An 11,890-nucleotide genomic window follows, 5' to 3' on the forward strand; every position below is an offset into this window, starting at 1 on the left:
CAATGGCTTTAAGGTGTTTTCCCAAAATCAAAAGACCGTAACGATTTCAACCATCGTTACAGTCTCTTTGCATTGGTCTTCCTTATTCTCTTTGTTTAAGCCCGTTTAATTGATTATCTATTGAAGATATCTTTGCAGATCATCTGTGCTATATCGCGAATCTTTTCATTTTCATTATTGCATGCCTCCAAGATATATTGCTTGTAGCTTTCCTGATAATTATTCCGCATGAAATTCAATACGTTTACTTTCCATTTCCATAATTCGTCCGGAGAAAGGTAAAAGAATTTTGGCTGTATGTTATGCTTATAAAATTCTTCTTCCATTTTCATTATATTTTCTGGTGTAAGACAAAGCGATATTTCTAAGACACCGGGGAATTCATCCTTCTCCGTCCATTTGCCACTGTTCATCGGGCATGCGTCCTGGCAGGCATCGCACCCGTAGATCCAGGTTCCAATACTCTTGCCGAGAGGATCGTTTGCCAAATCACGGCCGCCAAAAGTGGTAAGAAAGGAGACACAGCTGAGCGGATTCATTGTATAAGGCGATGAAAGAGAACAGGTGGGGCAGGCTTTGATACAATTGGAGCAGCCTTCAGGACAAATCGGTAAATTGGTTGATTCAACCAGTTCCATATCCCTGTCGGTAATCCACGCTTCTAGTCCTACCCAGGAACCGGATTCCGTATAAAAGAAATTATTTTTGCGGATGATTCCAAGCCCGGCCTTCATGGCCGCCCAGCGCAATCCGACGATGCCAAAATTCCGGTTTGAGGCTGTTTTGAGTCCCAGGTCCTGCAGAAATTGTTCCATCGCAACGCTTCTCTTGAATTCCTTAGATTCCGTATTGACACGTCCGTCAAATAGATAGTGTTTAGCGATATGACCTTTTAACTGCTCAGGTGCTTTATAATGTCCGAAATGAGAAACAGCGACGATAACAGATTTTGCCCAGGGGTACCGCCCTTGCAGATCCGTCAAACGGCTTTGGCTCCGATAGAACATCTTCGAGGCGGGGACTTTATCGATACGTTCCCTTAGACATTTATCATAACCTTCTAAATCCTGAATACGGACAATCCCACACTTTTCATAACCGAATTCATAAGCCTTATCCTGAATCAAATTCTCTACACGCATGATTTTGCTCTCCTTATATAACATAGTTTATGTGTATATACACGAATAAGGCAAATTAAGATCCCAACCTCTCAATCACGGAAAGGAGAGATGTTAATTTTTCAATATTTTCTTTTCCAAGTTCCTGTTCAATGAAATTCTGCGCATCGTTCCACAGGTATTTCGCCTCAATGTATTTCTCAATCCCTTTTTGGGTTAATTGAAGCTGACGGTTTCGGGTGCCTTTTTGAGAAACATCAATAATTAAGGATGCAGCTTCCAGAGGTTTAAAGCTACGGACTAAAGTCGTCCTGTCCAACCTGATTTTTATAGCCAGGTCACTGACACTGATGGGACCAAAAAACTTTAGATGCTTCAAAATTGAATACTGGCTGACTGTCAATCCGCTTGGGCCCAGCTTTTCATCATATATTTTTGTAATTGCCGAAGCAGCCCTACGTAAATTCAGACAATTACAGATTGACGGCTTCTTTTCATTGTTCTTCATATAGTAAGTCACCTCTATGTAGTGTATATACACTATATGCATGCTACTATAAAATGATTATGTTGTCAACATTACATTAAAGAACCTTATTTGCTTTGAAATTTTCAAATTACACGGCCTTTTGTCACGGATGACACAAAAGAAAATCAAAGACCGCAATGATTTCAACAATCATAGCGGTCTTATTCTTAATCATCGTTAAGCCTTACAGCGCAGCCACCACTGCGTCTCCCATTTCTTTGGTCCCAAGCACTTTATCGCCGGGTTTGGCCAGGTCAGCCGTCCGGTAACCCTGATCCAGCACTTTGGCCACAGCATTTTCAATTCTGCCGGCTTCATCGTTCAGGTCAAACGTATAGCACAGCATCATCGCAGCCGAAAGGATGGTCGCCAGCGGATTTGCCTTATTCTGGCCGGCAATGTCCGGCGCGGAACCGTGAGCTGGCTCATACAGTCCTTTTTTGCCACTCAGGCTGGCTGAAGCAAGCATCCCAATCGAGCCGCCGAGCATCGAAGCCAGGTCGGTCAGGATATCTCCGAACATGTTCTCCGTCACGATGACATCGAACTGTTCCGGATAACGCACGAGCTGCATCGCAGCATTATCAACATACATATGCGTCAGTTCGACATCCGGATATTCCTTGGCCACTTCTTCAGCAATCTCCCGCCAGAAACGAGAAGACTCGAGCACATTGGCCTTATCGACCGAACAAAGCTTTTTCCGTCTGCCTCTGGCAGTTTCAAAACCAAGCTCAATGATCCGTCGGACTTCTTCTTCATTATAAAGCAGAACATCATATGCGGCCTTTGGGTTTTCGTTTCTTCCCTTTTCGCCGAAGTAGATCCCACCGGTCAGCTCACGGATCACAACCATATCCACATTCCTGACAACTTCTTCCCTTAAGGTGGAAGCTGAAATGAGCGAAGGAATCATTTTGACTGGACGGATATTTGCGAAGAGACCGAGTTCTTTTCTGATCGGCAAAAGCGCGCCGAGTTCAGGCCTTTCCTTAGCCGGCAGTGTATCCCATTTTGGTCCGCCGATCGCGCCTAAAAGCACCGCGTCGGCCTTCTTGCAGGCATCCAGTGTTTCGGCGGGCAGCGCTTTGCCGACTTCATCGATTGCGGCTCCGCCGATCAGATAACTGTCGAATTCGAACTTGACCGGGCAGTCTTTTAATACTGCCTGAAGCACTTTCAGTGCTTCAGGGATGATCTCTCTTCCAATCCCGTCACCGGGTAATACGGCAATTTTAGGCATTCTTTCTTTTCTCCTTTACGTACGGAACCAGCCCACCGGCTTTGATCAGTTCCTGCATAAATGGCGGAAAGGGAGTTGCCTGAAAACTTGTTCCCTTGCTGACGTTTCGAATCGTGCTGTTCTGAAGATCGACCTCAATCTCGTCACCGGACTCAATGCCTTTGACAGCTTCCGGACACTCCAGAATCGGCATCCCGATGTTCAGCGCATTCCGGTAAAATATCCGCGCATAGGATTCTGCGATGATGGCTTTGACACCGGCAGCTTTAATCGCCAGCGGAGCATGTTCCCTGGAAGATCCGCAGCCAAAGTTTTTGCCGCCAAGCATAATATCCCCTGGCTTCACGTTGGCCGCAAAAGAAGCATCCGCATCTTCCATACAGTGGGCGGCGAGATGTTCCGGTTCAAAGCGGTTCAGATAGCGGGCCGGGATGATGACATCCGTATCAATATCATTGCCGAATTTCCAAGCTTTACCCATTATCAACGACCTCCCTCGGATGAACGATTTGTCCGCATATGGCTGAAGCCGCAGCGACTGCCGGATTGCACAGGTATACTTCGCTTTCGGGATGACCCATCCGGCCTACAAAGTTCCTGTTTGTGGTGGACAGTGCCCGCTCACCTTTGGCCAGAATCCCCATATGGCCGCCCAGACATGGCCCGCAGGTCGGCGTACTGACTGCTGCTCCGGCTTCGATCATGGTCTGAATCCAGCCGCGGCTCATCGCTTCAAGCAGGATATCCTGGGTGCCCGGGAAAATCAGGCAGCGGATATTCGGATGGATCTTCTTCCCTTTCATGATTCTGGCTGTAATTTCGAGATCCTCAAGGCGACCGTTCGTGCACGAGCCGATCACAACCTGGTCTATTTTCAAACCCTTTGCTTCATCCACGGATTTTGTGTTTTCCGGGAGATGCGGGAAAGCGATTTGCAGCGGAATATCTTCTGTGTTAAATTCGTAGACTTTCTCGTATACGGCATCCGGGTCGCTATGATAGACTTTATAATCTCTTTTTGCTCTTGCTTTGACGTACTCGAGCGTAATCTCGTCCGGTTCAATGATCCCGGCCTTGCCGCCGGCCTCGATTGCCATATTGCACATCGTCAGCCTGTTGTCCATAGAGAGTGCTTTGATGCCGTTTCCGGCAAATTCCATCGCTTTATAGCGGGCACCGTCAACGCCGATTTTGCCGATGATATACAGAATCAAATCCTTGCCGCCGACATAGGGCTGAAACTTAGTACCGTGAAAAACAAATTTTAAAGTTTCGGGGACTCTGAACCAAGCCTCACCTGTGGCCATCCCTGCTGCGCAATCGGTACTGCCGACGCCGGTCGCAAAAGCGCCGAGTGCGCCATACGTGCAGGTGTGGGAGTCGGCGCCGATAATCAGGTCACCGGGTAGAACCACGCCCTGTTCCGGGAGCAGACAGTGCTCGATGCCGACTCTTCCGGTATCCCAGTAATGTTTAATCTCATGTTTCCGAGCAAATTCCCTGACAGTTTTGCATTGTTCCGCGGAGGCAATATCCTTGTTCGGGGTGAAATGGTCGGGTACCAACGCTACTTTTTCCTTGTCAAATACCTTTTCAATTCCTAACTTTTCAAACTCCTTGATCGCCACCGGAGCCGTAACGTCATTGGATAAGACTATATCCAATTTGGCATTGATGATTTCTCCGGGAACAACTTTATCTACTCCGGCATGGGCTGCCAGAATTTTTTCGCTTATCGTCATACCCATGGGCAATACCCTCCTTTTGCCTATGCTCCTGTTCATATGATATTATCTCATCTGCGTGAACATTCAGTACGTGCGAGATGAGATGATAAGTATCCTCAATCATGCATCATCGCGGCCTGTTTTGTCTTCTGCTGTTATCTTTGCTTCAGGCTGATCCAGCCTTTGCTGAGTGCCCTGTTGACAGCCTGGACATACGCTTTGACGCTGGCCTCAATAATATCCGGACTGACACCCCGGCCGGCAACAGTGTGATCACCGAATGAAACCGTTACGGTCACTTCACCCTGAGAATCTTCACCGACGTCAATCGCCTGTAACGAGAAATTCTGCAGTTTTCCTTCAATCCCGACGATCTTATCGATCGCCTTATAGGCAGCCGCTACAGGACCGTCGCCATAAGCAGCTTTCACCAGCTCACCATGATGCTCTTTCCCATCTTTCAGCTCTAAGCCGATCGTTGCCGTAGGCTTCAAGTTATTGCCGCTTAGAATCTGCCAGTAATTTAAGGCCAGCGTTTCCTCTGCCTCCTGCGTTTCAGCAAGCGCATAAAGATCAGCTTCCGTGATAATCTTTTTCTTTTCAGCAAGGGTTTTGAAGTCTTCAAAAAGCTTCTCAAAGCGTTCCTCACTGACTTCTATGCTCAGGTCGTCCAGAGACTGTTTGACCGCATGCCTCCCGGAATGTTTGCCGAGGACAATCGTATTCATGTCCAGTCCGATGGCATCCGGGGACATAATTTCATACGTACTGCGTTCTTTGAGAACCCCGTCCTGATGAATGCCTGATTCGTGCGCAAAAGCGTTCTTACCTACGATCGCTTTATTTGGCTGGACCCTCATACCGGACAGTCTGCTGACCAGACTGCTGGTCCGGGAAATCTCCCGAGTGATGATACCTGTCTCGGCCTCATAAAGGTCTTTCCGGGTATGCAGCGCCATGGCCAATTCTTCCAGCGCAGCATTCCCGGCCCGTTCTCCGAGGCCGTTGACCGCACATTCAATCTGATGAATGCCTGCCTTAACCGCGGCCAGGGAATTCGCGACGGCCAGTCCGAGATCATTATGGCAGTGGACGCTTACTTTGACTTTTTCAATGCCATCGGTTTTGTCCATGATCGCTTTGACAAACTGAGCGAATTCTGCGGGCATCGCATACCCGACGGTATCCGGGATGTTGATCACAGTAGCTCCAGCCTTAATGACCAGTGAGAATACTTTGGCCAAAAAATCTATGTCGCTGCGCGAAGCATCTTCAGCACTGAATTCTACATCACTAACTTTGGATTTTGCCAGTTTGACCCCATAGACAGCGCGTTCCAACACCTCATCTGGTGTTTTTCTGAGTTTGTACTGCATATGAATCGGAGATGTCGCAATAAACGTATGGATTCGTGGGCTTTCTGCAATATGAATTGCCTCCCAGGCTCTTTCAATATCCTTGGCTTCTGCCCTGGCAAGCGCAGCAATGGTCGTATTTCTAACCTTTTCGGCGATCAAAGATACGGCCTCAAAATCGCCCGGAGAAGTGATTGGAAAACCTGCTTCAATGATATCCACGCCCAGCTTTTCCAGCTGACGTGCAATCTGCAGCTTCTCCTCCATATTCAGCGCAACGCCGGGAGACTGTTCCCCGTCCCGCAGTGTCGTATCAAAAAATTCAATCCGTCTCACCTTATCCACCCCCTGCGCTTCGAATCAATTTTATACATAAAGATTTTTTCCGGGTAGGTCTCCGTAATATATAGCCGCTTACGGCAATTGAGCCCTCCTGGCTCAAAAAGCCGCGCTGCGCACTCCTTGCTCCGCTTACGCTGGCTATATATTACGGAGACTGATCTCTGAAGATATACGTTAAATTATTCTAAGAAATACACTTTGAAATCAACATGCAAGTATAACATTCTAGATATAAATAACTACTGTATCTTACTTAAGATCAGTCTGGGGCTCACAGTTTCGCGATAAGCGGAGCACGGATGCGGAGCGCGGCTGTTTGTGCCATGGAGGGCACAACAGCCGAAAAGCGGTATTGTGAGCCCCAGACCCGCTCAAAAAAACAAAATATTTATTGGTGACTTATTTCTTCTTAAGCCAAGGCATCATGGAACGAAGCTCCTGGCCAACTTTTTCAATTTTGTGTTCGGCATCCCTGCGAGTTATGGCATTGAATACCGGACGTCCAACCTGATTTTCGGAGAGCCATTTGCGGGCAAACTCCCCGTTCTGGATTTCAGAAAGAACTTTCTTCATTTCTTTGCGGGTTTCTTCCGTAATGATCCGTCTGCCGACCATCAGGTCTCCGTACTGGGCAGTATCGGAAACGGAGTAGCGCATCCGGCTGATTCCACCTTCATACATCAGGTCGACAATTAATTTCAGTTCATGCAGACACTCAAAGTAAGCAATTTCCGGCTGATAACCGGCTTCTACAAGTGTATCAAAACCGGCGCGGACCAATTCTGAAGCGCCGCCGCAAAGTACTGCCTGTTCACCGAATAAATCGGTTTCGGTCTCTTCAGCAAACGTAGTTTCAATCAGCCCTGTACGGGTGCAGCCAATCCCTTTGGCATAAGCAAGACCAATCTGGTGGGCGTTGCCGGTAGCGTCCTGATAGACGGCGATCAGTCCCGGTGTCCCTGCACCTTCAGTGTAGGTTCGACGTACGAGATGTCCCGGGCTCTTCGGAGCGATCATGATCACATCGACATTAGCCGGCGGCACGATCTGACCGAAATGAATGTTAAAACCGTGTGAAAAGCAAAGTACTTTTCCGGCAGTGAGCGACGGTTCGATTTCTTCCCGGTAGATCCTGCTCTGGGTCTCATCAGGCAGAAGGATTTGGATTAAGTCTGCTTTGGCTGCTGCTTCAGCAACCGTCATCACCGTCAGACCGGCTTCTTCGGCTTCTTTCCATCTTGGGCTGTTTTTGCGCAAGCCCACAATGACGTTTAAACCGGAATCTTTAAGGTTCTGTGATTGGGCATGACCCTGGCTTCCCCAACCCATTACCGCAATCGTTTTTCCTTTCAGCAGTCCCATATCAGCATCTTGATCATAATACATTTTAGCCATGTTATTTACTCTCCTCATTTATTATTTCTTCATTTTAATTATCGGATCGGGCAATTGCAATTTTACCGGTTCTGACAAGTTCGAGAATGCCGTAAGATCGCATCGTTCTGACAAACGCATCGATCTTATCTTCATCTCCAGTAAGCTCGATCGTTAGGTTATTTTTGCCCATATCAACGACTCTGCCCCTGAAGATGTCTACCGTCTGGAGTACTTCGAGCCGTGTATCCGATTTAACCTTGACCCGGATCAGGGCCAGCTCCCTGTTCACCACGGACTCCTGACTCAGGTTGGTCACCTTATGAACGACAACCAGTTTATGCAGCTGCTTGGTGACCTGTTCAATGACCTGGCTGTCACCCTCGACCACGATCGTCATCATGGAAAGGCCCGGATTTTCAGTCTGACATACCGTCAGGCTGTAGATATTGTAGCCCCGCCGGGAAAACAGGCTTGATACCCGGGCCAGGACCCCCGGATCATTTTCAACCATTACAGCGAGTGTATGCAGCATTATTCCTTCCCCTCCAGTATCTCTGTAATTCCCTGCCCGGCAGGGACAAAAGGAAGTACAACTTCATCCGGTGAGATCGTGAAATCCAACAAAAAAGGTCCGGGGGTTGCAACAGCTTCCTTCAAGGCGTCTTCAACCTGGTCGGTCTGCTCGACTCTGCGCCCTTTGATCCCGTAGGCGTCAGCGAGTTTCACAAAATCAGGATTGGCATCCAGCTGGATTTGGCTGAAACGCTCGTTAAAGAGCATTTTTTGCATCTGCCTAACCATGCCTAAAACCCCGTTATTCATCAGGACTATTTTTATGGGAAGGTGATATTGGACCGCGGTGGCGAGCTCATGGATGCTCATTTGTAAAGAACCGTCTCCGGTAACCAGAAAGACCAGACTGTCCGGTTTCGCAAACTGGGCGCCAATTGCACCCGGAAGACCAAAACCCATCGTTCCCAGACCCGCACTGGTAATAAAATGTCTTTCTTGATTAATCGGACAGAATTGGGCCGCCCACATCTGGTGCTGACCGACATCCGTCACCACGATTACTTCTTCCCCGCTGATTTTCCCCATCGCTTCCAAAATCGTCTGCGGATTGAGGCGGCCATCCTGCTCATAGCTTAACGGGTATTCCTTTTGCCAGCTCCTGAGTTCGTTCCACCAATCCTGAATAGCCGGCGGATTGATTTTGGTAAGGAACTCTTCCAGCACAAGTCTGGCATCTCCGACAATCGGGATATGTGCCCGGATGACTTTGCCGATCTCGGCAGGGTCGATATCGATATGAATGATTTTTGCCTTCGTAGCAAAACGGTGTTTCAGCCCGCTCGTGACCCTGTCGTCAAAGCGGACACCGATCGCAATCAGTAAATCACACGCATCTACGGCAAGATTTGCCGTAATGGTTCCATGCATTCCGACCATCCCTAAATGATTCGGATGTTTAGATGGGACACTGCCAATGCCCATCAGCGTCGTGACCACAGGAAGATTGGTTTTTTCGAGTACTTCCTGAAGAATCTTGCCGGCTCCGGAGGTTATGACGCCTCCCCCGGCATAAACAACCGGTTTTTTGCTTTGGGCCAGTACTCTGGCTGCTTCAGAAATCTGACCGGGGTTTCCCTTGGTAAAAAATTTATAGCTTTTCAGCGCTACTTTGGATGGATAAGGCTCAGTGACCTCTGCTGCCATAATATTCTTCGGCAGATCGATCAGGACCGGACCCGGACGTCCTGTACTCGCAATGTAAAACGCTTCTTTCACGATACGCGGAATGTCTCTGGCATCTTTGACCAGATAGGAATGCTTCGTAATCGGCATCGTGATTCCCGTAATGTCAACTTCCTGAAAAGAATCCGTCCCCAACAAATGGGTCGATACCTGACCGGTTAAGATCACAAGCGGAATGGAATCCATATACGCATTCGCAATTCCTGTGACCATATTGGCGGCTCCCGGACCTGAGGTGGCCAGACAGACACCAACCTTGCCGCTGACCCGTGCGTAGGCATCGGCAGCATGAACAGCACTCTGCTCATGTCTTGGCAGGATATGACGGATCGAGCTGTCCAGAAGCGCATCATACAGTGCGAGCAAAGATCCGCCGGGATACCCGAATATCAGCTCTACCCCCTCCTGGTCCAGTACGTCGAGCAGCGCTTTGGCGCCATTATAATTATCCAAAGCAAGACTTTCTTCGTCTTCCCAGGTAATTTCAGGGTCTCTGGCTATTAAGGCGTCTTCTTTGGACTTATCCATTCATTCATTCCTCCTTAACTGTCCGGAAAGCTGCTCCTTTATTGGCCGACTGGGCAAATTGGACGTAACGTCCCAGATATCCTGTCCGGCCTGCTACTTTATACACTTTCTCCAACCCTTTTTTGGGGTCAAAGCTGTTTCTTCTTTCTGCTTTTTCAGATTCGGGCAGAAGCCAGTCAATGGTCCGTTTTTCTAAATCAATCCGAATTATATCGCCGTTCTCGACGAACGCAATCTCCCCGCCGAGCGCTGCTTCCGGAGAAATGTGCCCGATCGAAAGTCCCCGGCTGCCTCCGGAAAAACGTCCGTCGGTGAGCAGCGCCACGGAAGAATCAAGGCCCATTCCTGCTAGGGTTGCTGTTGGTCCGAGCATCTCTCTCATACCAGGTCCGCCTTTCGGTCCTTCATAGCGGATAATCACGACATCGCCTTCTTTGATCACGCCGCTGCGGATCGCTTCCGCCGCCAGGTCTTCTCCGTCGTAAACCTTGGCCGCGCCCTCGAAGACAATATCTCTGTTCGCCAGCGCACCTACTTTGATCACGGCTCCTTCCGGTGCCAGGTTGCCAAACAGGACACAGAGTCCGCCTTTGGCGGAGTACGGATCAGTTAGCGGCCGAATCACACTCGGATTTTTGACAGCCGCGCTGCTTAGTCTTTCCGCCATGGTACTGCCGGAAACTGTCATCCCGGAACCATCAATCAAACCGGCATCCAGCAAGCTCTTCAAAACGGCACTGATCCCGCCTGCTTCATTGACTTCGACGAGATAATGCCCGTTCACCGCCGGACTCAGTTTACAGATCTGAGGGGTCCGGTCACTGATTGCATTGATCTCGGCCAAATCAAATTCGATTTCTCCTTCAAACGCGATCGCGGGCAGATGAAGGATGGTATTGGTTGAACACCCTAACGCCATATCGGCGGCAATGCTGTTCCTGATTGAAGTGCTCGTTACAATATCACGCGGCCGGATATTGTCCCGCAGCAGGTTCATAACCTGATAACCGGTTTCTTTGGCCAAGCGTATTCTCTCGGAATAGACAGCCGGTATCGTACCATTGCCGGGTAGCGCCATGCCGATCACCTCTGTCAGGCAATTCATGGAGTTTGCCGTAAACATCCCGGCGCAGGAACCGCAGGTCGGGCACGCATTCTGTTCGAGGCCCTGAAGCCACTCCTGGCTTTCCTGGCCGCTGTAGACTTTACCGACGCCTTCGTAGACGGTGATAAAATCAACATTTTTTCCCTCGTGACGACCCGGCAGCATCGGCCCGCCGCTCACGACGATGGACGGCAGATTCAGCCGCATCGCAGCCATCAGCATTCCAGGGACAATTTTGTCACAGCTCGGAATAAATACCAGGGCATCGACAGCATGTGCTCTGGCCATAATCTCAATGGAGTCGGTAATCAGCTCCCTGCTCGCGAGGGAAAAATGCATCCCGACGTGTCCCATGGCAATGCCGTCACATACACCAATCGTCGAAAATTCGAGCGGCGTACCGCCATTTTCTCTGACTCCGGTTTTGACTGCTTCGGCAATTTGACGCAGATGCATATGCCCGGGCACAAATTCATTAAAGGAGTTTACGATACCGATCAAGGGTTTATTGATTTCCCGGTCGGTAAGTCCGAGAGCTTTAAATAGAGACCGGTGAGGCGCCCTGTCAACTCCGACTTTTACTGCATCACTGTTCATGGGATCGCTTCCTTTCCTGAAAAAATTTCCGTCTTTAATCTATCGTTTGTCTTCAATCTATTAATATAATCATTTGGGTCTGGTCTGCGCGCCACATTCCGCTCTCGGCAGATAGCGCCCTCCATGGCGCTAACAGCCGCGCTCCGCATCCATGCTCCGCTTACGCTGGAACTGTGGCACACAGACCCGGCTATGAAGGTTTAAGTTATTT

At 49.1% G+C, this 11,890-nt stretch carries 10 protein-coding genes; all 10 read right to left on the bottom strand.

All coding sequences use genetic code 11. The annotated features are described in order from the left end of the window. Window positions 1-113: 113 nt before the first annotated feature. The 10 genes from DHBDCA_RS04405 to ilvD all read right to left on the bottom strand — a co-directional run bounded on the left by DHBDCA_RS04405 (window position 114) and on the right by ilvD (window position 11,679). Window positions 114-1,142 carry an epoxyqueuosine reductase gene (locus DHBDCA_RS04405; RefSeq protein ID WP_015042964.1) on the bottom strand — a complete coding sequence of 343 codons (1,029 nt, stop codon included), beginning with the start codon at window positions 1,140-1,142 and terminating at the stop codon, window positions 114-116. A gap of 55 nt (window positions 1,143-1,197) precedes the next feature. After that, window positions 1,198-1,629, bottom strand: coding sequence for a MarR family winged helix-turn-helix transcriptional regulator (locus DHBDCA_RS04410; protein ID WP_015042965.1), 432 nt, complete (start codon window positions 1,627-1,629; stop codon window positions 1,198-1,200). Between the two features lie 205 nt (window positions 1,630-1,834). After that, complete coding sequence (gene leuB, locus DHBDCA_RS04415) at window positions 1,835-2,893, bottom strand: 3-isopropylmalate dehydrogenase (RefSeq protein WP_015042966.1); 1,059 nt, start codon at window positions 2,891-2,893, stop codon at window positions 1,835-1,837. Then, the gene (locus tag DHBDCA_RS04420; RefSeq protein WP_015042967.1) at window positions 2,886-3,374 is read right to left on the bottom strand and encodes a 3-isopropylmalate dehydratase small subunit; all 489 of its coding nucleotides are present in this window, start codon (window positions 3,372-3,374) and stop codon (window positions 2,886-2,888) included. The genes leuB and DHBDCA_RS04420 overlap by 8 nt, the downstream gene beginning before the upstream one ends. Next, window positions 3,367-4,641: a 3-isopropylmalate dehydratase large subunit gene (gene leuC / locus DHBDCA_RS04425; protein ID WP_015042968.1), complete on the bottom strand. Its 1,275-nt coding sequence runs from the start codon at window positions 4,639-4,641 to the stop codon at window positions 3,367-3,369. The genes DHBDCA_RS04420 and leuC overlap by 8 nt, the downstream gene beginning before the upstream one ends. Before the next feature lie 134 nt (window positions 4,642-4,775). Next, window positions 4,776-6,311, bottom strand: a complete 1,536-nt coding sequence (locus tag DHBDCA_RS04430) for a 2-isopropylmalate synthase (RefSeq protein ID WP_015042969.1) — start codon at window positions 6,309-6,311, stop codon at window positions 4,776-4,778. A gap of 405 nt (window positions 6,312-6,716) precedes the next feature. Beyond that, a complete protein-coding gene (ilvC, locus tag DHBDCA_RS04435; protein WP_015042970.1) occupies window positions 6,717-7,712 on the bottom strand; it encodes a ketol-acid reductoisomerase in 996 nt (331 codons plus the stop codon). A 34-nt stretch (window positions 7,713-7,746) separates the two neighbouring features. Next, entirely contained in the window at window positions 7,747-8,226 is a 480-nt protein-coding gene (gene ilvN / locus DHBDCA_RS04440) for an acetolactate synthase small subunit (protein WP_015042971.1), read from the bottom strand. Continuing rightward, entirely contained in the window at window positions 8,226-9,977 is a 1,752-nt protein-coding gene (ilvB, locus tag DHBDCA_RS04445) for a biosynthetic-type acetolactate synthase large subunit (RefSeq protein ID WP_015042972.1), read from the bottom strand. Before ilvB ends, ilvN begins: the two co-directional genes overlap by 1 nt. A gap of 4 nt (window positions 9,978-9,981) precedes the next feature. Beyond that, entirely contained in the window at window positions 9,982-11,679 is a 1,698-nt protein-coding gene (gene ilvD / locus DHBDCA_RS04450) for a dihydroxy-acid dehydratase (RefSeq protein WP_015042973.1), read from the bottom strand. Between the last annotated feature and the right edge of the window lie 211 nt (window positions 11,680-11,890).

Origin of the sequence: Dehalobacter sp. DCA (assembly GCF_000305775.1) — a bacterium.
In the GTDB taxonomy this organism is placed as follows: domain Bacteria; phylum Bacillota; class Desulfitobacteriia; order Desulfitobacteriales; family Syntrophobotulaceae; genus Dehalobacter; species Dehalobacter alkaniphilus.

Bases quoted from the DNA above. Each gene is read 5' to 3' on its own strand.
- ilvD (WP_015042973.1), bottom strand. From the start codon at position 11,679: ATGAACAGTGATGCAGTAAAAGTCGGAGTTGACAGGGCGCCTCACCGG.
- leuC (WP_015042968.1), bottom strand. From the start codon at position 4,641: ATGGGTATGACGATAAGCGAAAAAATTCTGGCAGCCCATGCCGGAGTA.
- ilvN (WP_015042971.1), bottom strand. From the start codon at position 8,226: ATGCTGCATACACTCGCTGTAATGGTTGAAAATGATCCGGGGGTCCTG.
- ilvB (WP_015042972.1), bottom strand. From the start codon at position 9,977: ATGGATAAGTCCAAAGAAGACGCCTTAATAGCCAGAGACCCTGAAATT.
- ilvC (WP_015042970.1), bottom strand. From the start codon at position 7,712: ATGGCTAAAATGTATTATGATCAAGATGCTGATATGGGACTGCTGAAA.
- DHBDCA_RS04420 (WP_015042967.1), bottom strand. From the start codon at position 3,374: ATGGGTAAAGCTTGGAAATTCGGCAATGATATTGATACGGATGTCATC.
- leuB (WP_015042966.1), bottom strand. From the start codon at position 2,893: ATGCCTAAAATTGCCGTATTACCCGGTGACGGGATTGGAAGAGAGATC.
- DHBDCA_RS04405 (WP_015042964.1), bottom strand. From the start codon at position 1,142: ATGCGTGTAGAGAATTTGATTCAGGATAAGGCTTATGAATTCGGTTAT.
- DHBDCA_RS04410 (WP_015042965.1), bottom strand. From the start codon at position 1,629: ATGAAGAACAATGAAAAGAAGCCGTCAATCTGTAATTGTCTGAATTTA.